This window comes from Pseudonocardia nigra (assembly GCF_019396355.1).
Taxonomy (GTDB): domain Bacteria; phylum Actinomycetota; class Actinomycetes; order Mycobacteriales; family Pseudonocardiaceae; genus Pseudonocardia; species Pseudonocardia nigra.
In genome coordinates this window covers 42,430-65,337 of the sequence record NZ_JAHKRK010000006.1, presented here as the reverse complement: position 1 = coordinate 65,337, position 22,908 = coordinate 42,430, and the positions used below count along the sequence as shown (strand labels likewise).

The 22,908-nt window shown below is 74.9% G+C and carries 21 protein-coding genes; 6 read left to right on the top strand and 15 right to left on the bottom strand.

All coding sequences use genetic code 11. The features are described 5' to 3' along the window. Positions 1-58: 58 nt before the first annotated feature. Both KME75_RS03100 and KME75_RS03095 read left to right on the top strand, forming a co-directional pair. Entirely contained in the window at positions 59-979 is a 921-nt protein-coding gene (locus KME75_RS03100) for a shikimate dehydrogenase (protein ID WP_219412972.1), read from the top strand. Continuing rightward, positions 966-2,822, top strand: coding sequence for a sugar phosphate isomerase/epimerase and 4-hydroxyphenylpyruvate domain-containing protein (locus KME75_RS03095; RefSeq protein ID WP_308282518.1), 1,857 nt, complete (start codon positions 966-968; stop codon positions 2,820-2,822). Before KME75_RS03100 ends, KME75_RS03095 begins: the two co-directional genes overlap by 14 nt. 86 nt (positions 2,823-2,908) lie before the next feature. On the opposite strand, the gene KME75_RS03090 is transcribed toward KME75_RS03095, so the two are convergent. From KME75_RS03090 to KME75_RS03080, 3 genes are all read right to left on the bottom strand, one after another. Further along, positions 2,909-3,172 (bottom strand): hypothetical protein, encoded by a 264-nt coding sequence (locus KME75_RS03090; protein ID WP_219412971.1) that lies wholly within the window; start codon positions 3,170-3,172, stop codon positions 2,909-2,911. A gap of 58 nt (positions 3,173-3,230) precedes the next feature. After that, positions 3,231-3,626 carry a WhiB family transcriptional regulator gene (locus tag KME75_RS03085; protein WP_219412970.1) on the bottom strand — a complete coding sequence of 132 codons (396 nt, stop codon included), beginning with the start codon at positions 3,624-3,626 and terminating at the stop codon, positions 3,231-3,233. A gap of 393 nt (positions 3,627-4,019) precedes the next feature. Beyond that, positions 4,020-6,158, bottom strand: a complete 2,139-nt coding sequence (locus tag KME75_RS03080) for an ATP-dependent DNA helicase UvrD2 (protein ID WP_219412969.1) — start codon at positions 6,156-6,158, stop codon at positions 4,020-4,022. On the opposite strand from KME75_RS03080, the gene KME75_RS03075 reads away from it, so the two are divergent. Further along, on the top strand, positions 6,157-6,405 hold the full coding sequence (locus KME75_RS03075; RefSeq protein ID WP_219412968.1) for a mycoredoxin: 249 nt from the start codon (positions 6,157-6,159) through the stop codon (positions 6,403-6,405). The genes KME75_RS03080 and KME75_RS03075 overlap by 2 nt on opposite strands. Before the next feature lie 72 nt (positions 6,406-6,477). Here the strand turns inward: KME75_RS03075 and KME75_RS03070 are convergent, their stop codons facing one another. The 7 genes from KME75_RS03070 to KME75_RS03040 form a co-directional block, all read right to left on the bottom strand. Beyond that, positions 6,478-7,386: a hypothetical protein gene (locus KME75_RS03070; protein WP_219412967.1), complete on the bottom strand. Its 909-nt coding sequence runs from the start codon at positions 7,384-7,386 to the stop codon at positions 6,478-6,480. 136 nt (positions 7,387-7,522) lie between these two features. Beyond that, positions 7,523-8,491: an NAD(+) diphosphatase gene (gene nudC / locus KME75_RS03065; protein WP_219412994.1), complete on the bottom strand. Its 969-nt coding sequence runs from the start codon at positions 8,489-8,491 to the stop codon at positions 7,523-7,525. Positions 8,492-8,496: 5 nt separating this feature from the next. After that, entirely contained in the window at positions 8,497-9,867 is a 1,371-nt protein-coding gene (locus KME75_RS03060) for a M16 family metallopeptidase (protein ID WP_219412966.1), read from the bottom strand. After that, entirely contained in the window at positions 9,864-11,156 is a 1,293-nt protein-coding gene (locus tag KME75_RS03055; RefSeq protein ID WP_219412965.1) for a M16 family metallopeptidase, read from the bottom strand. The genes KME75_RS03060 and KME75_RS03055 overlap by 4 nt, the downstream gene beginning before the upstream one ends. A 150-nt stretch (positions 11,157-11,306) precedes the next feature. After that, positions 11,307-12,572 carry an aldehyde dehydrogenase family protein gene (locus KME75_RS03050; RefSeq protein WP_219412964.1) on the bottom strand — a complete coding sequence of 422 codons (1,266 nt, stop codon included), beginning with the start codon at positions 12,570-12,572 and terminating at the stop codon, positions 11,307-11,309. 46 nt (positions 12,573-12,618) lie between these two features. Next, the gene (locus KME75_RS03045; RefSeq protein WP_219412963.1) at positions 12,619-13,749 is read right to left on the bottom strand and encodes a hypothetical protein; all 1,131 of its coding nucleotides are present in this window, start codon (positions 13,747-13,749) and stop codon (positions 12,619-12,621) included. 192 nt (positions 13,750-13,941) lie between these two features. After that, positions 13,942-14,175, bottom strand: coding sequence for a hypothetical protein (locus tag KME75_RS03040; RefSeq protein ID WP_219412962.1), 234 nt, complete (start codon positions 14,173-14,175; stop codon positions 13,942-13,944). Positions 14,176-14,264: 89 nt separating this feature from the next. On the opposite strand from KME75_RS03040, the gene KME75_RS03035 reads away from it, so the two are divergent. Then, the gene (locus tag KME75_RS03035; protein WP_308282517.1) at positions 14,265-15,653 is read left to right on the top strand and encodes an MFS transporter; all 1,389 of its coding nucleotides are present in this window, start codon (positions 14,265-14,267) and stop codon (positions 15,651-15,653) included. Here the strand turns inward: KME75_RS03035 and KME75_RS03030 are convergent. From KME75_RS03030 to KME75_RS03010, 5 genes are all read right to left on the bottom strand, one after another. Beyond that, entirely contained in the window at positions 15,614-16,309 is a 696-nt protein-coding gene (locus KME75_RS03030) for a class F sortase (protein ID WP_219412961.1), read from the bottom strand. The two genes, KME75_RS03035 and KME75_RS03030, sit on opposite strands and share 40 nt — an antisense overlap. Next, on the bottom strand, positions 16,276-17,001 hold the full coding sequence (locus tag KME75_RS03025) for a DUF4142 domain-containing protein (protein ID WP_219412960.1): 726 nt from the start codon (positions 16,999-17,001) through the stop codon (positions 16,276-16,278). Before KME75_RS03025 ends, KME75_RS03030 begins: the two co-directional genes overlap by 34 nt. Before the next feature lie 201 nt (positions 17,002-17,202). Continuing rightward, positions 17,203-18,570, bottom strand: a complete 1,368-nt coding sequence (locus KME75_RS03020; protein WP_372452552.1) for an aldehyde dehydrogenase family protein — start codon at positions 18,568-18,570, stop codon at positions 17,203-17,205. A 54-nt stretch (positions 18,571-18,624) separates the two neighbouring features. After that, complete coding sequence (locus KME75_RS03015) at positions 18,625-19,326, bottom strand: hypothetical protein (protein ID WP_219412959.1); 702 nt, start codon at positions 19,324-19,326, stop codon at positions 18,625-18,627. A gap of 49 nt (positions 19,327-19,375) precedes the next feature. Beyond that, complete coding sequence (locus KME75_RS03010; protein WP_372452551.1) at positions 19,376-20,230, bottom strand: exodeoxyribonuclease III; 855 nt, start codon at positions 20,228-20,230, stop codon at positions 19,376-19,378. Between the two features lie 57 nt (positions 20,231-20,287). Between KME75_RS03010 and xylA the strand changes: the two genes are divergently transcribed. After that, the gene (gene xylA / locus KME75_RS03005) at positions 20,288-21,472 is read left to right on the top strand and encodes a xylose isomerase (protein ID WP_219412957.1); all 1,185 of its coding nucleotides are present in this window, start codon (positions 20,288-20,290) and stop codon (positions 21,470-21,472) included. Beyond that, positions 21,469-22,866 carry a xylulokinase gene (gene xylB / locus KME75_RS03000; RefSeq protein ID WP_219412956.1) on the top strand — a complete coding sequence of 466 codons (1,398 nt, stop codon included), beginning with the start codon at positions 21,469-21,471 and terminating at the stop codon, positions 22,864-22,866. Before xylA ends, xylB begins: the two co-directional genes overlap by 4 nt. Positions 22,867-22,908: the final 42 nt, after the last annotated feature.

Sequence of the window (22,908 nt, the reverse complement as noted above, 5' to 3'; positions counted from 1 at the left end):
ACCCGGCCTCAGGAGGTACAACTAACTAGCTAGTACGTTCGCTTCTGCGAGGAGTCGCATGCCTTCCGTCGCGCTGCCGGCCGAACGCCCGAGCCCGAACGGCTACCTCGTCGGCCTCGTCGGCTCCGGGATCGGGCCGTCGCTGAGCCCGCCGCTGCACGAGCGCGAGGCCAGGGCACTCGGCCTCGACTACCGTTACCGCCGGCTCGACCTCGACCTGCTGGGCGTGGCGCCCGGCGCCATCGGCGACCTGCTCGCCGCCGCTCACGCCGCCGGCTACCACGGGCTCAACATCACCCACCCGTGCAAACAGCTCGTCATGCCGCACCTCGACGAGCTGTCCCCGGACGCGGCGGCGATCGGCGCCGTCAACACGGTCGTGCTCGCGGGCGGCCGCAGCGTGGGACACAACACCGACTGGTCGGGCTTCCGGCACGGGCTGGAGGACGGGCTGCCGGGCGTCGGGCTCGGCCGGGTCGTGCTGCTCGGGGCAGGCGGTGCCGGCGCGGCCGCGGCGCACGCCCTGCTCACCGTCGGGGTCGGCAGGCTCACCGTCCTCGACGTCGACGCGGCGCGCGCCGACCGGCTGGCCGGGAACCTCGCCGCCCGGTTCGGCACCGGCCGGGCCGTCGCCGGGGACGCCGGCCGGGACCTGGACCGACACGTCGCGGGCGCGGACGGGCTCGTCCACGCCACGCCGACCGGCATGGCCGCCCACCCCGGGCTGCCACTGGCACCCGATCTGCTGCGCCCGCAGATGTGGGTCGCCGACATCGTCTACCGCCCACTGGACACCGCGCTGCTGCAGGCGGCGCGCGGCCGCGGGTGCCGGACGCTCGACGGCGGGCGGATGGCCGTCCACCAGGCCGTCGACGCCTTCCGGCTGTTCACCGGCGCGCAGCCGGACGCTCATCGCATGCTCGGGCACTTCGCCGAGCTCGTCGCGACCGCGGAGGAGGACGACCGTGCCCACGTCTGAGCCCACCGGCATCGCCACCGTGTGCCTGTCCGGCACGTTGGAGGACAAGCTCGCCGCCGCCGCGGCGGCCGGTTTCGACGGCGTCGAGGTGTTCGAGCCGGACCTCGTCGCGTCCCCGCTCTCGCCCGGCGAGATCCGGCTGCGGTGCGCCGACCTCGGCCTCACGATCGACCTCTACCAGCCCTTCCGCGACCTGGACTCCACCGATCCCGCCCGGTTCGCCGCGAACCTGCGCCGTGCGGAGCACAAGTTCGACGTCATGACCGCGCTCGGCACCGACACGGTGCTGGTCTGCTCCGCGGTCGCCCCGGACGCCGTCGCGGACGTCGACCGGCTCGCCGAGCAGTTGCACGCCCTCGCGGAACGCGCAGGCGCCCGCGGCCTGCGCGTCGCGTACGAGGCGCTGGCGTGGGGCACGCACGTCAACACGTACGAGCGGTCCTGGGACGTCGTCGCCCGCGCCGACCACCCGGCGCTCGGGCTCTGCCTGGACAGCTTCCACATCCTGTCCCGCGGCTCCGACCCGGCCGGTATCGCGCGGATCCCCGGTGAGAAGTTGTTCTTCCTGCAGCTCGCCGACGCCCCGCACCTGTCGATGGACGTGCTGCAGTGGAGCAGGCACCACCGCCTGTTTCCCGGCCAGGGCTCGTTCGACCTGCCCGCGTTCCTGGAACCGGTCCTCGCGGCCGGCTACCGCGGGCCGCTGTCGCTCGAGGTATTCAACGACGTCTTCCGGCAGTCCGACCCCGCCCGCACCGCGGTGGACGCGCGCCGTTCGCTGCTCGCCCTGTCGGAGGCGGTCGCCGCCCGCACCCCGGCCCTCGCGACGGGCCCGGCCGCTCCCGAGCCACCGGCACTGGCCGGGATCGCGTTCACCGAGCTCGCGGTCGACGAGGTGTCCGGCACGCAGGTCGGTGCGGCGCTCGCGGCGCTCGGGTTCGCCCGGACCGGGCGGCACCGCACGAAGGCGGTCGACCTGTGGGAGCAGGGTGGCGCGGGGGTGCTGCTGAACGCGACCGGCGAACGAGCCGGAGCGGCGGCGGTCACCGCGCTGGGCATCGAGTCGGCGGACCCGCCCGCGTCGGCCCGGCGCGCCGAGTCGCTGTGCGCGCCCGTGCTCCCCCGCGTCCGGGAGGCGGGCGAGGCGGACCTCGCGGCGGTCGCGGCCCCGGACGGCACCGCGGTCTTCTTCTGCCGGACCGAGGCCGGAGCGGGATGGCGGGCGGACTTCGCGCCCGCCGCAGGCGATGCGGCAGCGGCCACGCACGTCACCATGGTCGATCACGTCGGGCTGACCCAGCCGTTCGACCACTTCGACGAGGCGATGTTGTTCTACCGCTCCGTGCTCGGGCTGCAGCCGGAGACGGCGACCGAGGTGGCGGCACCGTTCGGGCTGGTGCGCCACCGCGCCGTCCGCGACCCCGGCGGGCGGGTCCGGATCGCGCTGTCGGCCGCGCTGCTGCGACGCGGCGAGTGGGCGCCGGGGGTGACCGCCCCGCAGTACGTCGCGTTCGCCACCGACGACGTGCTCGCGGCGGCCCGCGCGGTGCGCACGGCGGGCGCCCCGCTGCTGGCGATCCCGGACAACTACTACCACGACCTCGACGCCCGGCTCGCCCCGCCCGCGGGCCTGCTCGCACAGATGCGGGAGCTCGGCGTGCTGTACGACCGGGACGAGCACGGGGAGTTCCTGCACGTCAGCACGGAGGTGCTCGGCGGCAGGATCTTCTTCCAGCTCGTGCAGCGCATCGGCGCCTACGACGGCTACGGCACCGCGGACGCGTCGGTGCGGATGGCGGCGCACCGGCGGCTGCGGAGCCTCCGGTCCGCCCCGACGCACTGACGAGATGCGGGCGTCGCCCCGGGCCGGTGGTGGCCCGGGGCGACGCCGGCGCTGTGGCGCGCTTCAGATGGCGCCGCGAAGGTCACTCACCGCGACACGGAGGCGGCGAGCGGCGCGCTGCCCAGGCCGGCGCGCGCGTGCGCGGCGCGCCGGGCGGCGAAACCCGCGAGCAGGTCCCATCTCCGGCCGGCGGTGAACTGGCGGGCCAGGGTGTACTCACGAGCGGCCCGTTGGGCCTCTTGCTGTCGAGATCGAGCCAGTGCTTCGTGGAGCAACATCGCAATTCCCTCTCGGTCACGGACCACGGTGCGCGGGGCGGTGTGTGCGGTGAACGTGGTGAATTCGGTCATCGGTATCGGTCTCCTGCTGGTCAGGGACTCTCGAAGAGCCCACGAGGTGGAGCGGTGATCAGGCGGACACGGCCGCCGTGTAGGCCCGGTCGCGGGCCAGGTCGGCCTTGCTCGGGCGGCCGCGGGGCCTCTTGCGCGGGATGACGACCCCGCGCTCGAAGATCTCGCCGCCCCACACTCCCCACGGCTCGCCCCTGCGGAGCGCGCCCTCCAGGCACTCGGCCTGGATCGGGCAGTGCCTGCACAGCTCCTTGGCCCGCTCCAGCTCGGCGGGAGCCTCGGCGAACCACATGTCCGCGTCGCCGGAACGACACGGCAGGTCGAGGCCGGCGCGGGGTGCCCCATGGGAATCGAGCAAGCCCAGCAGGGACCCCAGCCCGGTGGCGGAGGCGCCACCGTATGACTGTTCCGGACTGATCGTTCCGCCGTCCAACGGAACTGATCGGACTAGCACTTCAACCTCCTGAGTTGCGGTGATCAGGTAGGACAAACAAAAAGGGCCGCGGATCCCTGGTGGGGTCCGCGGCCCTGGAACTTCGGCCGGTGGCGTCTCGCCTATCTATGGCGATGCTCCACTGCGGACACACCTGTGCTGTTGTCGGTACGGAATCCGCCGAGGACGACACTCGCCGGGCGCTGCTTCCACGCACGCGCGTACACCACGACCACGGACTCGGGCATACGGGTGCCGTGGATCGCGGCGCTCTTCGGCGTCGTGGTGACCATGTCTCGGCACCCCCTTCGTGGGTCTGGATCGTGACGAAAGACGGGCTGGTGAGGTCCGTCGCGAGCTACGCTAGAGGGCCCCCGCAGGGCCGCACAACTGATTTACGGGGTACTTCTTCGATCAACTTTCTCCGCCGTCCGACTCGGCGACGAGCGCCAGCACGGCGGGCCCGTAGCGATCGAGTTTGCGCGCCCCCACGCCGGGGATCCGCACGAGCGCGGCGTTGTCGCACGGCCGCTGCTCCGCGATCGCGGTGAGCGTGGCGTCGGTGAACACCACGTAGGCCGGGACCTGCTGTTCCTTGGCCTCGCCGCTGCGCCAGCCACGTAGCCGGTCGAGCAGCTCGACGTCCACATCGGACGGACAGTCGCCGCATCGGCGGAGCTTCAGCGCGTCGGTGCCGAGCAACGGCGAGCCGCAGACGCGGCACCGTGGCTTGGCGCCACCCCGGCCGCGGCCGTTCGCTATGCGCGAAGCGGGGTGCTCGTCGGGAATCAGGCCGTAGAGGAACCGGCTGCGCCGCCTGCGCCGCGGCCCGCCGGGCTGCCGGGACAGCGCCCAGGACAACAGCACTCGCCGCCGCGCGCGCGTGACGCCGACGTAGAGCAGCCTGCGCTCCTCCTCGATCGCGTCGTCGTCGCCGTCGGCGTGCTGGATCGGCAGCGTGCCGTCCACGAGCCCCACGAGGAACACGACGTCCCACTCCAGGCCCTTGGCGGCGTGCAGCGATGCCAGCGTGACGCCCTGCACGGTGGGCGGGTGCGCCGCATCCGCGCGGGTCTCCAGCTCCACGGAGAACCGGCGCAGATCGGCCTCCGGCTCCACCGCCACGAGCTCCTCGGCCAGCTCGACGAGGCCGAGCAGCGACTCCCACTGGGCCCGCTGGGCGGCACCGCCGGGGGGCTCGGGCGTGAGCCCGACGGGGACGAGGACGGCCCGGACGGCGTCCACGAGCGGGGCGCCCTCCGTCTCCCCCCGCCCCGCCGCCGTGCGGATCGCCGTCATCGCGCGGCGCACCTCGGCCCGGGAGAAGAACCGTTCGCCGCCCCGCACCTGGTACGGCACGCCGATCTCGGTGAGGGCCTGCTCGTACACCTCGGACTGGGCGTTGATCCGGAACAGCACGGCGATCTCGCTCGCCGGCGTGCCGTCCGCGACAAGGCGCTTGATCTGCGCGGCGACGGCGGCGGCCTCGGCGGGCTCGTCGTCGTGCTCGCTGAAGTCGGGCTCCGGCCCCGGCGGGAGCTGCCCGACCAGCTGCAGGCGGGTGCCCGCGACCCGGCCCCGGGCCGCCCCGATCAGCGAGTTGGCGCACGCGACGACCTGTGGCGTGGAGCGGTAGTCGCGCTGCAGCCGCACCACCACCGCCTCGGGGAAGCGCCTCGGGAACTCCAGCAGGTGCCGCGGGCTGGCCCCGGCGAACGTGTAGATCGTCTGGTTGGCGTCGCCGACGACGGTGAGGTCGTCGCGATCACCGAGCCACGCGTCGAGCACCCGCTGCTGCAGGGGCGTGACGTCCTGGTACTCGTCGACGACGAAACAGCGGTAGCGATCGCGGAACTCCTCGGCGACCCCGGCGTGCTCCTCGAGCGCGGCGGCGGTGTGCAGCAGGAGGTCGTCGAAGTCGAGCAGCTCGGCGTTGTTCTTGAGCGCCTCGTAGCCCGCGTACACCTGCGCCACCTGCTCCGCCGGGCCCGGGGTGTCGCGGCGCAGCTTGGCCACCGCCGCCGCGTACCCGTCCGGGGCGACCAGACTCGCCTTCGCCCACTCGATCTCGCCCGCGAGGTCGCGCAGCGACGCGGCGTCCGTGCCCGCCTTCGCCCGCGCCGCCGCCTGCCCGACGAGCCGCAGCTTCCCGTCCAGGAGCTGCCACTGGTCGCCGCCGACCACCCGCGGCCAGAAGTAGCGCAGCTGGCGCAGCGCGGCCGCGTGGAACGTGCGCGCCTGCACGCCCGCCACGCCCAGGGTGCGCAGCCGCGTGCGCATCTCCCCCGCCGCTCGCGCCGTGAACGTGACCGCGAGAACCTGACCGGGCGCGACGTGCCCGGTGCGCACGAGGTGGGCGATCCGCCGGGTGATGGTGCGGGTCTTGCCGGTGCCCGCCCCCGCCAGCACACACACCGGCCCGCGCGGCGCCGTGACGGCGGCGAGCTGCTCGTCGTCGAGACCGGCTTCCGGGGCGTCGAGGGTTGGCGAGCTCACTGCCCCATCCTGACACCCGGGGAAGAGCCGGGGGGCGCCGGTCGTTGAACAGTGCATGGCTCAGGTGACGATGTACTCGACCACGTGGTGCGGCTACTGCCGCCGGCTCAAGCTCCAGCTGGACCAGGCGGGGTTCACGTACGACGAGGTGAACATCGAGCAGGATCCCGAGGCCGCGAAGTTCGTCGAGGGCGTCAACGGCGGCAACCAGACCGTGCCGACCCTGCGCTTCGCCGACGGCACAGCGATGACCAACCCGCCCTTCACGGCGGTGGCCGAGAAGCTGGCGACGCTGGCCGCCTGAGCATGCACACCTGACGGTGGCCGTGCACAGGTTCCAGCGTGTGCACGGCCACCGTGTGATGTGCACCGTGGGTCATCGCCAGTCGAAACGCTCGCGGAGGCGCTCGGCCACCCGCGCGAAGTCCGCCAGGTCCGGCCAGCCCCAGCGGACGACGGCGAGGCCCTCGCCCCGGAGCCCGTCCTCGCGCAGCTTCTCCCGGTAGAGCGCGTCGGCCGGGGTCTCGCCGGGTCGGAGCAGCTGGTCGTACTTCACTCGGCCGTCGAACTCCCCGACCGTCCGCAGCTCCGGCCATGCGAAGTCGACCTCGCCGACGAACCGGCCGTCGCGCCGCCGCACCACCCACTGCAGCACCGGTGCGGGCAGCCCGGCCCGAGCGATCGCCACCCTGCTGCGCGACTCGCCCACGCTCTTACTGCCGCCGTCGGCGAAGCCGATGGCCCGCCGGGCCGCAGGGAGTCCGGGCCAGCGCGGGAACCGCTCGAGCGTGGCCAGCAGACCGGCGCGATCGACCGGCTGTCGGTCCAGGGCGGCGTCGGTGACGATCACGGCCTGCTCGAAGCCGACGGTCCGCGCGATGTCGGCGACCGTTCGGGGCACGGAGGTCGTCGGCACCCCGTCGACCAGAACGACCTCGTCGACCGCGAGCGGCGCGCAGTGCACGTGGACCCGACTGCCGCGCCGGACCCCGGTGCTGCGGCGGTTCCGCGTGACGTGCACCCGGTCCAGCGGCACGCCCCACACCCGGAGCCGGTGCAGCACCGCGGCCGACACGTGGCTCACCACGGCCTGGTGCGACAGGCCGTCCATCGCGGCGTGCACGAGCAGCGCGTGGCGGGCGTCCGGGTTGTCCGGCAGCGCGCCGGCGGCGTAGGCGCCGCGGCGCACGGGAATCAGCTCGCCGACGCGCATCATGCGCCGGACCTCGTCCTCGGTGAAGCCGGCGGCCCGCAGCTCCGGGCGGAAGAACACCTCGCGATCCACGCGTCCCAGCCTGGGCGAACCGCAGGAAGCAAACGGGTGGATGGCGCAAGGTGTGGACAACTTCCCGGCCGTGCATACCCCGCGGGGACCCTGCACACGTCCTGACATGTGCACGGCCGCCGCAAGGTGTGCACGGTCAGTCGAGGGCGGCCCAGCTCTCCAGCATCGATCTCGCGATGCTCACGCTGCCGGGGAGCAGGAGCGGACGTTCGCCTCGCTGCGCTTCGGCTCCCCAGTCCCCCGCGGACAGGGCCCGGCGGACCTCGGCGCGGGTGACCCACATCGCCTCGGCGATCTCGCCGTCGGCGGGCACGAGGGGGGCGTCCGGGTCGGCCTGGGCGTGGAACCCCACCATCAGCGACCGCGGGAACGGCCACGCCTGGCTGCCCAGGTAGCGGATGTCGCGGATGGCGGCCCCGACCTCCTCGTGGATCTCCCGCAGCACGCACGCCTCGAGCGACTCGCCCGCCTCCACGAACCCGGCGAGCACCGAGTACCGCCCCTCCGGCCACGTCGGCTGGCGGGCCAGCAGCACGCGGTCGGCGCCGTCGTGGACCAGGCAGATGATCGCCGGGTCGGTGCGCGGGTAGTCCTCGTGCCCCTCCGCCTCGCAGACCCGGTGCCACCCGGCGTTGCCCGGGCGCGTCGGCGACCCGTCGCGCCCGCAGAACCGCGCCGCGTCGTGCCAGTTGAGCACCGCCACCGCGCCGACGAGGAGGCCGGCACCGAGGTCGTCGAGGGCCGCGCCCGCGGTGCGCAGGTCGGCCCAGTCGCCCTCGTCCGCCCCGTCGGACGAACGCATCGCCCAGTACGCGACGCCGTCGGCCTCGCCGAGCAGCACGGCGTCGGGTGGCGGCAGCTCGCCCGCCGTCGGGCGCGTGCGCAACCGCGCCCACTCCCGGGTGGCGGCGTCCCAGGGGCCGTCCGGTGGGCCGGCTGTGCCCCAGTCCACCGGAGCGCGGCCCTTCTCGTCGATGAGGACCAGCCGCGCGGCAGGCCAGCCGGCGACCTGCCGCTGCGCGTCGGTGCGCAGCGGCTCGTCGCGGAGCACGGCCGAGCGCGAGAGCACCGGCGGGTCGAGCAGCGTGAAGTCGGCCCTCGTCAGTCCCGTCACGGTCCGGTGATCCCGCCCAGCGCGCGGACGCCCGCGCCGATGACGTCGGCGTCGCCGACCACCACGCCGGTGAACGTGGTCGGCGCGAAGAACTCCAGCGCCGCCTCGGTGACCTGTTCGACGGTGACGGCCTCCAGTCGGTTCGGGTGCTCGCGCAGCCAGTCGATGCCGAGCCCGTCGGCGGCCAGCGCGGCCAGCGTGGACGCGAGCCCACCCTGGCTGTCGAGCGAGATCAGCAGCGACCCGACGGCGTACGCGCGGGCGGCGTCGACCTCGGCCGCGGTCGGCGGCACCGCCGTGAGCCTGCCCAGCTCGTAGCGGGTCTCGAGCAGCGCGGCGGCGGTGACGTCGCTCGCCACGTCGGTCTCGACGCCGAGGACGGCGCCGTCCGGGATGAACTCGATCCCGGAGTGGGCGCCGTAGGTGTAGCCCTTGTCCTCGCGGATGTTCTCCATCCAGCGCGAGGAGAAGTAGCCGCCGAACACGAGGTTGGCCAGCTGCAGCGCGGCGTAGCGCTCGTCGTGACGGCGCAGCGCCGACGCCGAGAGCCGCAGCTGCGACTGCACCGAACCGGGGCGGTGCACGAGCTGCAGGTCGCCCGGCGCGAGCGGCGGCGGAGCGGAGAGCTCGCGGGCGGTGGCGTCCGACGTCCACGCGGCGAGTGCCTTGTCGACCTCGGCGATCGCCGCGGCGGTGTCGATGTCGCCGACGAGGGTGAGGATCGACCCGCGCGGCACGAGCGCCGCGGCCTGCAGCGCGCGCACCTGCTCGGGCGTGACGGCCGCGACCTCGGCGCCCGTGGGCATCTCGCGGGTGATCGGGTGATCGCCGAAGCGCCTGCGCTGCAGCGCCTCGCGCGCGATCGTGCGCGGCTGCGACCGTGCCACCGTGATCCGCTCGACGAGCCGCTCCCGCTCGCGGGTGACCTCGCCGTCGGGGTGCGTGGCGGACGTGAGCACGTCGGCGAGCACGCCGAGCAGGTCGGGCAGCCCGTCGGCGAGCCCGGAGCCGCCGATCTGCAGCCGCTCCGGGTCGACGTTGACGCCGAGGTCGGCGCCGACGGCGGCCAGCTCGTCGTCGATCCCGACGCGGTCGCGGGTGGCGGTGCCGGTGAGCAGCGAGGACGCCAGCAGCTCGGCGACGGCGGGGTGCTCGGGCGCGTCCCCCGCGAACGGGACCCGCAGGCGCAGCTCCACCATCGGCACGCCGGGCCGGTGCGCGGCGAGCACGCGCAGCCCGTTCGGCAGCGTGCGCTCCTCGACGTCCGGGAGCGGGACGGCGCGGGTGGGACCCAGCGGCGGCAGCGACCGCGGGCCCGCCGCGGTGCGACCGATCTCCTCGGCGGTGCGGTGGGTGGTGACGGTCATGCGGCGTCCTCCTGGGCGGCGCTCGGCTCCACCAGCAACACGCCCCGCCCGCCCGAGCGCAGCGCGGCCGCGGCGGCACGCACCTGCTCGGGGGTGACGGCGGCGAGCCGGTCGGGCAGCTCGACGCTGATCTCGGCGCGGCCGTACAGCAGCTCGCGCGCGCCGAGGCCGAGCATCCGGTACATGACGCGGTCGTTCTCCTGGTGCATCCCGGCGGACCAGCGCGCCACCTGGCGGGCCAGCTCGTCCTCGCTCGGGCCCTCGGCGGCGAGCTTGTCCAGCTCCTCGTCGACGGCGGCGAGCACGCGGTCCGGGTCGACGGCGGCCGGGTGCACGGCGGTGATCGTGAACGTGTCGGGATCGCGGGCGTCCAGCGGGCCCATCAGACCGGCGCTCGCGGAGATGTCGGTGACGAGCCCGTCCGCGTGCACGAGCCGGCGCTGCAGACGGGCGGCCTCGCCGTCGCCGAGCACGGAGCCGAGCAGTGCGTGGCCGAGGTAGCCGTCGAGGTCGGTGGCCGGGTCGGGCATCCGGTAGCCGAGCGCGAGCGCGGGCAGCGGGGCGTGCGCGTCCGGTGTGGCCTCGCGGCGCTCGCCGCTGGGCAGCGGCTCGCCGAACGACGGACGGACGGGCGTCGGCCGGGCCGGGATGTCCCCGAAGTGCTTCTCGACCAGGCGCAGCGTCTCCTCGACGTCCAAGTAGCCGGCCACGGTGACCTGCGCGTTGCCCGGGGCGTAGTAGGTGTCGAAGAAGGCGGCGGCGTCGTCGAGCGAGGCCTGCTCCAGCTCGGAGAAGTCGCCGTAGCCGTTGTGCGCGTTGGGGAACGTGTCGTACAGGACCGGCGGCAGCAGGATCCACGGGAACCCGCCGTAGGGCCGGTTGAGGACGTTGAGCCGGATCTCCTCCTTGACCACGTCCACCTGGTTGCGCAGGTTCTCCTCGGTGAGCTTCGGCGCGCGCAGGCGGTCGGCCTCGAGGAACAGCGCGCGCTCCAGCGCCGCCGCCGGGAGCACCTGGAAGTAGTCGGTGTAGTCCTGGTGCGTCGAGCCGTTGAAGACCCCACCGGAGCCCTGGACGTGCCGGAAGTGGGCCAGCTTCTCCAGGCTCTCGCTGCCCTGGAACATCAGGTGCTCGAACAGGTGCGCGAAGCCGGTGCGGCCTTCGGGCTCGGAGCGGAATCCGACGTCGACGTGCACCGCGACGCCGACAACGGGGGTGGCCGGATCCGGGACGATGAGGACCCGCAACCCGTTGGGCAACGTCGTCCGATGCAGTTCTACGGCAGGCACGCCGCCGAATGTAGCCCGTGGTGACGGCGGCTCGCTCGGGCCCGGGAGGGCCGCCCGGTCCTGCCGGGTCCGATTGCAGCAAAGCCACTTTCACGCAGCCTGCTGGCATGAAAGTGGCTTTGCTGCAACGGGGCGGACCGTACTCCCGGGTCAGGCGGGCGGCAGCACCACGAACTGGCGCAGCGACAGGTCCACGTACGTCACCGGGCCGCGCGGGCCCGGCGTGTGGTCGACGTTGATGCCGGTCTCGGGCAGGCCGAGGAGCTTGTAGCCGTCGAGCAGCCGGGTGGTGGCGTTCCAGAACACCCCGGTGCCGGTGTAGGCGTCGATGAACGCCGTGGCGGCGGCCTCGTCGGTGGCGCAGACGGTGGCCGCGAGCCCGGACGTCTCGCGGGCCGCGGTGGTGGCGGCGTCGACCGGGCCGTCGACCTGCGCGACGGTGACGTGGGCCTCGGCGCCGGAGTCGAGCGCCCACTCGTGGCCGAGCCGGTGGTCGTGCGGAGGGAGGCTCGGCGTGATCCTGCGCTCGGCGAGAGCGCGCTCGGCGACCGGCCACAGCCGGTCGTACGCGGGCCGGTCGATGAGCAGCAGGTTGAGCCGGTTGCAGACACCCAGCCGGTCGGTGCTGTCGGTGACGAGGCGCGTCACGTCCGCCTCGTCGGAGCTGGCGTCGAGGTAGAGGACGCCGCCGCCGTCGGCGTGGGCCAGCACTCGGGTGCCGGCGGCCGCGCCGAGCGTCGAAAGCTTGCGGGTGACCTCGCCGCTGCCCCGCACCACCACGAGCGGGACGAGGTCGGGCAGCCCGACGAGCGCCTCGGCTCCCGCGTGCCCCGGCGTGGGGACGAGCTGTACCGCCGCCTCGGGCACCCCGTGGCGGGCGAGCGCGGGCGCGATGACGAGCTCGACGAGCGCGGTGGCCGACCCGAGTGCGGCCGAGCCGGTGCGGAGGACGGCGGCGCTGCGGGCCTTGAGCACCTGCGAGGCGACGTCCACCGTGACGTTGGGGCGGGCCTCGAACACCGCGCCGATCACCCCGACCGGCACCCGGCGCTCGAACACGCGCTCACCGGTGGGCAGCGTCCGGACCTCGCGCTGCAGCGGCGGCTCGGGAGTGTCGGCGAGCACCTCGAGCTGCGTGGCCATGTCGGCCAGCCGCTCCGGGCTCAGCCGCAGCCGATCGAGCAGGCCCTGCGCCATCCCGTTCCGCTTCGCCGCCTCGACGTCGGCGGCGTTGGCGGCGAGCAGGTCGTCGGAACGCTCGCGGAGCAGGCCCGCTGCGGTGCGCAGGGCGGCGTCGATCGCCGGTCCCCCGGCGGCCCGGACGCCCGGCGCCGCGGCCGCGGCGCGCTGGGCGGCCTCGCGGACGGCGGTGGCCTCGGGAGTGACGTCGGTGGGTGCGGTGGTGCTGGTGCTCACGGGGAAAGGTTGCCACGCGTGGGCCGGGGCGGATCCGAGGGCTGGCTCAGATCTCCAGGATCCCGTCGACCGCCTCCGTCATGGGCGGCAGGTATCCAGTGTCCAGGTCCTCCATCAACCCGATGTCGGCGTACTCGGGCTCGACCGGGCGCCCGAGCTCGTCGACGAGGGGGATGCGGCGGCTGAGGAGGCCGCCCGGGAAGTACGGGTGCCGGAAGGTGACCCGTACGGCGAGGTCAGGCCACTCACCGTCGAGCGCCGCGCGGGCGTCGGTCATCCCGGCCGCGAGCGGTGCGGTCGCCCCGGCCTCGTCGGTCCAGAACGCCTCGAGACCGGCGAACCGGCCGAGCCATTGCTCGGCGTGCTCCATCACGTGTGCCGGCGGGGCGGACGGCGGCGGCCAGCAGTGCGCCGCGATCACGACGGCGTCCGGTGCCAGCGCCTGTGCCACCCGACGCGCGACCGGGTCGAGCACGACCACGTCGGCGGGCGCGTCGGCGTCCACGTGGAGGAACCGTCCGCGCCACACGGCGAGCCAGATCCGCTCACCCACGATGCAGCCGGCGCGGATGCTGCCCCTGCCCAGCGCCACCCTGGCCTGCTCGGCACCCTCGTCGTCGACGCCGACGGCGAGCAGCGGGCGGTCGATCTTCGATCCGGCCGGGTCCCAACCGCCGCTCCACCACAACCCGCCGGCCCACCAGCCCGCGTGGGGCCTGGGCCGCAACCAGCCGGGGTTGCCTGTGTGACGGCGTTCCACCCGTGGATGGTCGGCGCAGACGATCCGGTCCGCCCCCAGCGCCTGCCACGGCACGATCAGCGTCGTGCGGTGGTAGTCGAACGTGTTGCCCCCGGGCCCGGTCGGGATCGCCTCCGGCGGCCGTTCCGACACCGTAACCAGCAGGCCGCCGGGGTCGGCGGCCAATACGGACACCGGGCGATCCAGCCGGATCTCCCGGTGGCGGCGGTCGGGAGTGACGAGCACGATCCGGCCGTCCGGCAGGGGTGGCGCGGGGCCCCACGTGCCGTCCGGTCCCGCCTCGCCGACATCGATGTACGGAATCTCGGCGAGCCATGCGCCGGGCCCACCCGCGGCGAGCAGGGTGGCTCCCGCCGCGCGGCAGGTGCCGCGAACCCCGTCGGCGTCGAGGAGACCGAGTGTTTCGCCGTGCTGCACCCAGACGTTGCCGGGCGTCGGCCGCGACGAGCCGGGCCCGGTCGACCGGCTGCGGCGGCAGTTCCGGCCAGGCCACGGTCCCGAGCAGCTGCCCGTCGACCGGGTCGAGGCGGGCGGCGACGGGCTGGAAGTCGTCGACCGCCCAGACCGCGTCGGCGGTGGCGACGAGGTGGGACGGGCGCAGGAACCGCGTCATGCGCGTCCGCCCACGAGCGCGGCGCCCTTCACCAGTGAGCGGAGCTCGGCCCGCGCGTTCCGCGGGTCGATCCCGTCCGCACCGACGGTCACGGTGGCGATCCCGCAGCCGGTGGGCGCCCCCACCACCTCGGCGTACCGCTCGATCCGCTGCGCGACCAGGTCGGGGTGCTCGACGTCGTCAGTGCCGTCGCGAGCAACGGTGCGGGCCGCGGCAGTCTCCCCGCACACGTCGCCGCGATGCGGTCGTGACCCATCGGACCCCCATGATGGAGAACCAGGTTGACCTGAACCCCTGTCAAGGTTGCACGATCGTCGCCGTGACCGCAGCCCCTGTCCCCGCCCCCGTCCGCGCTGAGCTCTTCGGCCCGAGCCGCCGCGCGACGACGACCGGGCTGGTGCTGCTGATCAGCCTGGTGGCGTTCGAGTCGATGGGCGTCGGGACGGCCATGCCCGCGCTCGTGGCCGACCTCGGCGCGGTCGCGCTGTACGCCTGGCCGTTCGTGGCGTTCATGGCGGCGTCGGTGTTCGGCACCGTGCTCGGCGGGCGTTGGTGCGACCGCGCGGGGCCGAGGGTGCCGCTGGTCGCCGCGCCGCTGCTCTTCGGCATCGGCCTGGCCGTGGCCGGCACGGCGGGCGCGATGGCGCAGCTGCTCGTCGGGCGGGTGCTGCAGGGACTCGGTGCCGGCACGATGACCGTGGCGGCGTTCGTGCTGATCGCCGTGGTCTATCCGGAGCGGGCCCGGCCCGCGGTCTTCGCGCTCATCTCCTCGGCATGGGTCCTGCCCGCGCTGATCGGTCCGCCCGTCTCGGGCGTGGTGACCGAGGCGCTGTCCTGGCACTGGGTGTTCCTCGGGCTGGTCCCGCTCGTCCTGCTGGCCGTCGGCCTCGTGGTGCCGGCCGTCCGACAGCTCGAGCCACCGAGCGGTGAGGTGGCCGCGCCGCGGCGCGGGCTGGTCGTCGCCGCCCTCGCCGCGGCGGCCGGCGTGGCCGGGCTGAGCTGGGCGTCGCAGCAGGTGAGCCTGCTCGCGCTCGGGGTGGCGGCCGCGGCGCTCGGAGTGCTCGTGCCCGCGCTGCTGCGATTGCTGCCGACCGGGGTGTTCCGGGCCGGACGGGGCATTCCGACCGTCGTCGCCGCGCGCGGGCTGCTCGCCGGCGCGTTCTTCGCGATCAACTCGTACCTGCCGCTGATGCTCAACGGCACCCACGGCTGGTCGCTGACGGCTGCCGGCATCCCGCTGATTCTGGGCTCGCTCGGCTGGTCGTGCGCCGCCGCCTGGCAGGGCCGCCACCCCGACCTGTCCCGGGTCACGCTGCTGCGCGCCGGCTTCTGCTCCGTCGCGCTCGGTGCGGCCGGGATGCTGCTCGTCGCGCCGGCCTGGGGTGTGCCGTGGCTCGCCGCCCCGTTCTGGGTGGTCGCCGGCGTCGGGATGGGGCTGGGCTTCTCGTCGGTGTCCTACCTGCTGTTGCAGCAGTCGGCCCCGAGCGCGGTCGGATTCCACTCCTCGGCGGCGCAGATCGCCGACCAGCTCACCGTCGCCCTCATGATCGGCCTGGGCGGCGCGCTCCTCGCGCTGTTCACCTCGCCTGCGGTGGCGCTGCCCGTGCTGGTCGCAGGGATGGCCGGGCTCGCCCTGCTGGGGGCGGCAATCACCGGCCGCGCCGGGGCTCAGGCCTTCGCGGCGAACACCACCACGTTGTCCTCGTAGTGCCGCGTGCGGGGGTCGAACCGGCCCCCGCACGTGATCAGGACCAGCCCGGGCGGCGCGCCCGCCGCGAACACCTCCGGCGGCAGCTCGGCCTTGACGTACTGCCGCCGCGCGACGACCTCGTACGCGAACGTGCGGCCGTCGACGCCGGTCACCTCGATCCGCTCCCCGACCTCCACGACGCGGAGCACGGCGAGCGCACCGATCCCGGCGGCTGCCGTGTCCACGTGCCCGGCCAGCACCGTCGGGCCGGTCGCGCCACCGGCGAGCGCGCTCGGCGACCACCACCCGACGGTCGACGGGGCGTCGGGCACCACGAGCGCGCCCGCGCCGTCGGTGCGAACCGGGACGACCGGGGCCCGCACGTCGCGTCCCGGGAACGCGATGCCGACGGGCACCACGCCCGCGTCGACGGCGCCGGGGGCGGACCACGGGGGACGGAACGGGACGGCGGGCGGCCCGAGGAGCACCCCGCGCGACGGAACCGCGACGACGGGCGCCGGCAGGGTGCCGAGCGCGCCCGGCTCGGGCGGCGCCGTCGCGAGCAGCGTGGCGCCGGCCTCCAGGCAGAGCACGCCCCAACACGCGAGCAGGATCCGGGGCCGGCGGGTGGCCGAAGCGGTCAGGTCGCGCGCCGCCGCCACAGCGCGCTGCACACCAGGACCACGCCCGCGGCGAGGAGCCCGAGCGCCACGCCGGGCGGCGCGTCGGTGGCGGCCTGGCCGCCGGTCCCGGCGTCCACCGCGGCGGGGGTGTCGGCCCCCGCTGAGGTCGCGGCCCGCCGGATCTCGGCGTTCATCCCGTCCAGCAGCGCCAGCAGCGACTCGGCGGCGTCGCGGGCCTCGGCGGAGGCGTCCGCCGAGGAGAGGATCGCGGTGGCCGCGTCCCGGGCCTGCTGCTGCACCTGCATCGCGGTGCGCAGCCAGGCCTGGTCGAACGGCTGCCCGGACCGCGCGCGGAGGTCGGCGAGCAGCGCCTGCTGCTCCGCGCTGGGGAAGTCCCCGAGCGCCACACCCTGGGCCGTCGCCGCCTGCTGGAGCCGGTCCAGGAACGCCTGACCCTCGGTGGCGAGCCGGGTACCGAGGTCACGGACCTCGTCGCCCGCGGCCTGCTCGCGTCCGAGCCCGCCGAGTGCCACCAACGTCAGCGCACCCTGGTTGGCCCGGCCGAGCGCGCTCCGCTGCACGTCGCCGGACGCGCCGTCGCCGTCGGGCTCGGTGGGCGCGGCCGCGGGCGGCGCCCCCTGCGACTCCGCCGCCGGATCCGTGGCCGAACAGGACGCCACGGCGACGATCGCGAGGCAGGCGAGCGCCCCCACGGCGTGCCTCCAGATGGAACGAGCACTCACGGGGCCTCCTCGGTCGGGCCGGTGACTCGTTCGCAACGGTCGCGCGCACCGGCCCGACGTGCAGCTCAGGACCCAGGAGACCGCCCGGACGGGTGTCGCCCCATCCGGTGGGCGCGCGGCCCGAGTTGCAGCAAGGTGGCTTTGCTGCCACCGGACCGCAGTAAAGCCACCTTGCTGCGATCGGCGGGACGGGCAACCGCGTCAGCCGCGCGGTGCCGGCGACAGGTGCACCGCCTTCGTCGTCGTCATCTCGTCCAGCAGCTCGGGGCCGTAGCCGTAGCCGGTGCCGCTCGCCCCGCGCGGCTGGGCCGCCCCACCAGGCGCCCCTCCGAACACGTTGTTTATCTTCACGGTGCCGACCGGCAGCTCCCGCCACGCCGTCTGGGCGTTACCCATGTCCGAGGTCAGGACGGTGGCCGCGAGCCCGTAGCCGTCGTCGCACGCCTCGGCGAGCGCCGTGTCGAAGTCCGTTACCACGCGCACAGGTGCGACCGGGCCGAACGTCTCGTCCCGCAGCACCGCCATGTCCGGCTCGACGCCGATCAGCACGGTCGGCGGGTAGAAGGCGCCGGGCCCGTCGGGGATCTCGCCGCCGGCGAGCGCGTGCGCGCCGCCGGACAGGGCGCCCGCCACGTGGCCGTGCACGTGGACCCGGTGCTCCCGGTCCACCAGCGGGCCGATCCGATCCGCCCACTCCCGGGCCTCCTGCGTGAGCGCCGCGAGGAACGGGTCGGCGACCGCGGCGTGCACGTAGATCCGCTCGACGGCCACACAGATCTGTCCGGCGTTGGCGTACGAGCCGAGCGCGGCCTGCGCGGCGGCCCAGGCCGGGTCCACGCCGCCGTCGACGATCAGCGGGTCGTTGCCACCGTTCTCCAGCAGCGGCTTGGCCCCCGTCCGCACGCAGGCCTCGCCGATGGACCGGCCGGTGGCGGTGCTGCCGACGTGCGCGACGACGTCCACCGGTGCCGCCGCGAGGAACGCGCCCACCGCGCCGTCCCCGTCGAGGATCTCCAGGACGCCCGCGGGCAGGTGCTCGGCGACGATCTCGGCGAACCGCCGCCCGGTCTGCGGGCACCGCTCGCTCGGTTTGTGGACCACGGTGTTGCCGGTGGCGAGCGCCGCGCCGATCAGGCCCGCCGCGACGGCGACCGGGTCGTTCCACGGCGTCAGCACGGCCACCACGCCGCGCGGCCCGGGCACCATCAGGTCGGTGGCGTCCCAGCCGCCGTGCAGGCTGCGGCCCCGGTGCACCGGGCCGAGCTCGGCGTACTGCACGAGCGTGCCGATCCCGGCCTCGACCCCGCCGCGGGCGTCGTCGAGGGGCTTGCCGGTCTCGCGGGTGTTGAGCTCCGCCAGCTCGTTGGCGGCCGCTCGGACGGCGGCGGCCGCGGCGTGCAGGGCGGCCCCGCGTTCGGCGGCGGGCGTCCGGGCCCAGGTGGAGGCGGCGGCGCGGGCGGACCGCACGGCGGCCTCGCACCGCTCCTCGGAGGCGATCGGGACGCGCGCCACCACCTCGTCGGTGCGCGGGTCGAGGACGGTCAGCTCACGGTTCTCCAGCAGCGTCACGCGGGAGCAGTACCCGGATGGATCATCCGTCACCCGCCCGAGTCGTCGGCCCGCTCAGCCCGGGTGTCGCGGTGGGTCCTCCCATGCGGGTGGCGGGCCCCAGCCGCTTCGTGGCGCGGCGGCCCCCGGCGGGGCCAGGGCGGTGGCGCTCCGGGCCACGGCGGTGCGAACGGGCGGCGCCCCGGGCGGCAGGACCTCGGTGCGCCGTGGGACCAGCAACAACACGGCCGCGACGAGCGCGGCCGACGACGCGGCGAGGATCAGGTATCCCCCGGCACCGATCTCGATCCCGTCCAGGAAGCCGCTTCCCGGCTCGATGCCGTCCCGGGCCACGTTGTGCATCGAGGTGAGCAGGCCGAGCCAGACGACCGAGACGATGCCGATCAACAGTCCGGCAGCGCCGACGCCGAGCAACCGCGCCGGGGCGGGATCGTCCGGCCGCCGGGCCGCGACCACGAGCAGGACCGCCGCTCCGAGCGCGAGCGCGGCGGCCGCGGCGAGCGGGACGCCGAACAGGGTGGGAAGCGCGGTGCTCGGCGTCTCGGGCGCGGGCTCCACCGTGACTCCCCAGCCGCTCGCCGTGCTCGTGGTGGGTGGGGTGAACGCCGACTCGTACCGGTAGACGGAGAAGGCGCCGAAGCTCCCACCCACCGCCAACCCGGCCGCGACCACCAGCAGCGCGGCGGCGACCAGCCGCACCACCGCCGCGCGCGGGCGCTGCGGACCGAACTGCGGATACCCGTACGCGCCCGACATGCGAGCACTGTCCCAGGCGGTGGGCTCCCGTGAGCCGGTTTCCGGGGATTCAGGCCCGGTGCGGCAGCTTCGCGGGCGTCGAGGGCGGGGGCACGACGGGCCCGATGTCACCGTCCGGGGCGGTGTCGAGGTCGACGATCACGGGCGCGTGGTCGCTGGGGCCCTTCCCCTTGCGCGCCTTGCGGTCCACCCATGCCGCGGCCACCCGGCCCGCGGGATCGGCCCCGGCCAGCACCAGGTCGATCCGCATCCCCTTGTCCTGGTGGAACAGCCCGGCGCGGTAGTCCCAGTACGTGAACACGCGCTCGCCGGGCCACCGGTCGCGCACCACGTCGTGCAGCCCGAGCTGCTGCAGCTCCGCGAGCGCCTTGCGCTCCGGCGGCGTCACGTGGGTCGACTCGACGAACAGCGACGGGTCCCAGAGGTCGTCGTCGGTCCACGCGATGTTCATGTCACCCGCGACGACCGAGGTGGCCGGATCCGTCACGGACGCCTGCAGCGCCGCGAGCCACTCGAGCTTGTAGCCGTAGTGCGGGTCGCCCGGGGCACGCCCGTTGGGCACGTACACCGAGGTGACGCGCAGCCCGCCACAGGTCGCGGTCACGGCGCGCGCCTCGGCGGGCGACGTCGGGGCCGGAAACCGCGGCTCGTCGACCAGGCCGCGGACGACGTCGACGAGCCCGACGCGCGAGAGCAGCGCGACGCCGTTCCAGCGGCCCTCCCCGAAATGGGCGACCTCGTACCCGCGCTCGCCCAGCGGTGCGGCGAACGACTCGGCGAAGGCCTCGTCCGACAGCTTCGTCTCCTGGAGGCAGACGACGTCCGGGGCGCGTTCGTCGAGCCACGGCAGCAACCGGGGCAGCCGGGAGAGAGCCGAGTTCACGTTCCACGTAGCCAGACGCACGTGCGGCACGCTACCGTTCCCCTGTTTGTACGATGGTCGAACAAAAGGGGTTCCCCAATGCCGCAGCCCACCCGCGACGACCGCTTCAGCTTCGGCCTGTGGACGGTCGGCTGGCCCGCCCGCGACCCGTTCGGTGACGCCACCCGGCCGGCCCTCGACCCGGTCGAGAGCGTCCACCGGCTGGCCGAGCTGGGCGCGTACGGCGTCACGTTCCACGACGACGACCTGATCCCGTTCGGCACGCCTGCGGCCGAGCGCGACCGGCTGATCGCCCGCTTCAAGCAGGCGCTCGAGGAGACCGGGCTCGTCGTCCCGATGGTCACCACGAACCTGTTCACCCACCCGGTGTTCAAGGACGGCGCGTTCACCAGCAACGACCGCGGGGTGCGCCGCTTCGCGCTGCGCAAGGTGCTGCGCAACCTCGACCTGGCCGCCGAGCTGGGCGCGTCGACGTACGTGTTCTGGGGCGGCCGCGAGGGCGCCGAGGTCGACGCCGGCAAGGACATCGGCGCGGCGCTCGACCGCTACCGCGAGGGCATCGACATGCTCGCCGGCTACGTCAAGGAGCAGGGCTACGGGATCCGGTTCGCGATCGAGCCGAAGCCGAACGAGCCCCGGGGCGACATCCTGCTGCCCACCGTCGGGCACGCCCTGGCGTTCATCGCCGAGCTGGAGCACGGCGACATCGTGGGCGTGAACCCCGAGGTCGGCCACGAGCAGATGGCCGGGCTGAACTACTCGGCCGGGATCGCCCAAGCGCTGTGGGCCGGCAAGCTCTTCCACATCGACCTGAACGGCCAGCGCGGCATCAAGTACGACCAGGACCTCGTGTTCGGCCACGGCGACCTGCTCAACGCGTTCGCCACGGTCGACCTCCTCGAGCACGGCGCCCCCGGCGGCGGCCCGGCCTACGACGGGCCGCGGCACTTCGACTACAAGCCGCTGCGCACCGAGGACGTCGACGGCGTGTGGGTGTCGGCGGCCGCCAACATGCGCACGTACCTGCTGCTCAAGGAGCGCGCCGCGGCGTTCCGGGCCGACCCCGAGGTCGCCGAGGCGCTGGCGGTAGCGGGCGTGGCCGACCTCGCCAAGCCCACGCTGAACCCCGGCGAGACCGTGGCCGACCTGCTCGCCGACCGCAGCGCGTTCGAGGACTTCGACGCCGACAAGGCCGGCGAGCGCGGCTACGGCTTCGTGCGGCTCGCCCAGCTCGCCGTCGACCACCTCACCGGCGCGCGATGACGCTCGTGGCAGGGGTGGACTCCTCCACCCAGTCCTGCACGGTCGTGGTCCGCGACGAGCAGACGGGCGCCCTGGTCCGCGAGGGCCGGGCGCCCCACCCGCCAGGCACGGAGGTCGACCCGGCCGCGTGGTGGGACGCGCTGCAGGCCGCGCTGGACGCGGCGGGCGGGCTGTCGGACGTCTCCGCGATCGCCGTCGGCGGGCAGCAGCACGGGATGGTGTGCCTGTCGGCCGACGGCGAGGTGGTGCGGCCTGCGCTGCTGTGGAACGACACCCGCTCGGCGGGTGCCGCAGCGGACCTGGTCGCCGAGCTCGGCGCGAAGGAGTGGGCGGAGGCGACCGGCAGCGTCCCGGTCGCGTCGTTCACCGCCACGAAGCTGCGCTGGCTCGCGACGCACGAGCCGGAGCACGCCGCGGCGACGGCGGCGGTGTGCCTCCCTCACGACTGGCTCACCTGGAAGCTGCGCGGCACCGGGGTCCTCGACGACCTCGTCACCGACCGCAGCGACGCGAGCGGCACCGGGTACTACTCGGGCGTCACCGGCGAGTACCGGCGGGACCTGCTGGCCCGGGCGCTCGGCCGCGACGACGTCGTGCTCCCCCGGGTGCTGGCTCCGGGCGAGACCGCAGGCCGGACGCCCGACGGCGTGCTGCTCGGCCCGGGAGCGGGCGACAACGCGGCCGCGGCGCTGGGACTGGGCGCGGCCGTGGGCGACGTGGTGGTGTCGCTGGGCACGTCGGGCGTCGTGTCGGCGGTGAGCCCGACGCCCACGGCGGATCCGACCGGGATCATCGCCGGGTTCGCGTCCGCGACGGGCGAGCACCTGCCGCTGGTGTGCACGCTCAACGCGGCCCGGGTGCTGGACGCGGCGGCGGCGCTGCTCGGCGTCGACCACGACGAGCTCTCCCGGCTGGCGCTGTCCGCGCCGGCCGGCGCGGGTGGGCTCGCGCTCGTCCCGTACCTGGAGGGTGAGCGCACGCCCAACCGGCCGGACGCCACGGGCGCCCTGCACGGGCTCACGCTGGCGACGTCGACGCCCGCGCACCTGGCCCGGGCCGCCGTCGAGGGGCTGCTGTGCGGGATGGCCGACGCCCTGGACGCGCTCGTCGCGGCCGGGGTACCGGTGGGCAGGGCCTTCCTGATCGGCGGCGGGGCGCGCTCGGAGGCCGTGGCGCGCATCGCGCCCGCGGTGCTCGGGCGGCCCGTGCTGCGCCCGACGCCCGGCGAGTACGTGGCCGACGGGGCGGCGCGGCAGGCAGCCTGGGTGCTGGCCGGGTCGGCCGAACCGGCGGTGTGGGCTGCGGCCGACACCACGACGTTCGAGGCGGAGCCGACCCCGGCCGTTCGGGAGCGCTACGCCGAGGTCCGCGACCTGACGGCCGCCCGGACGTGACCCGAGCCCCCGCGAGTCGGCACGAAGTGGCGGGCGAGTCGG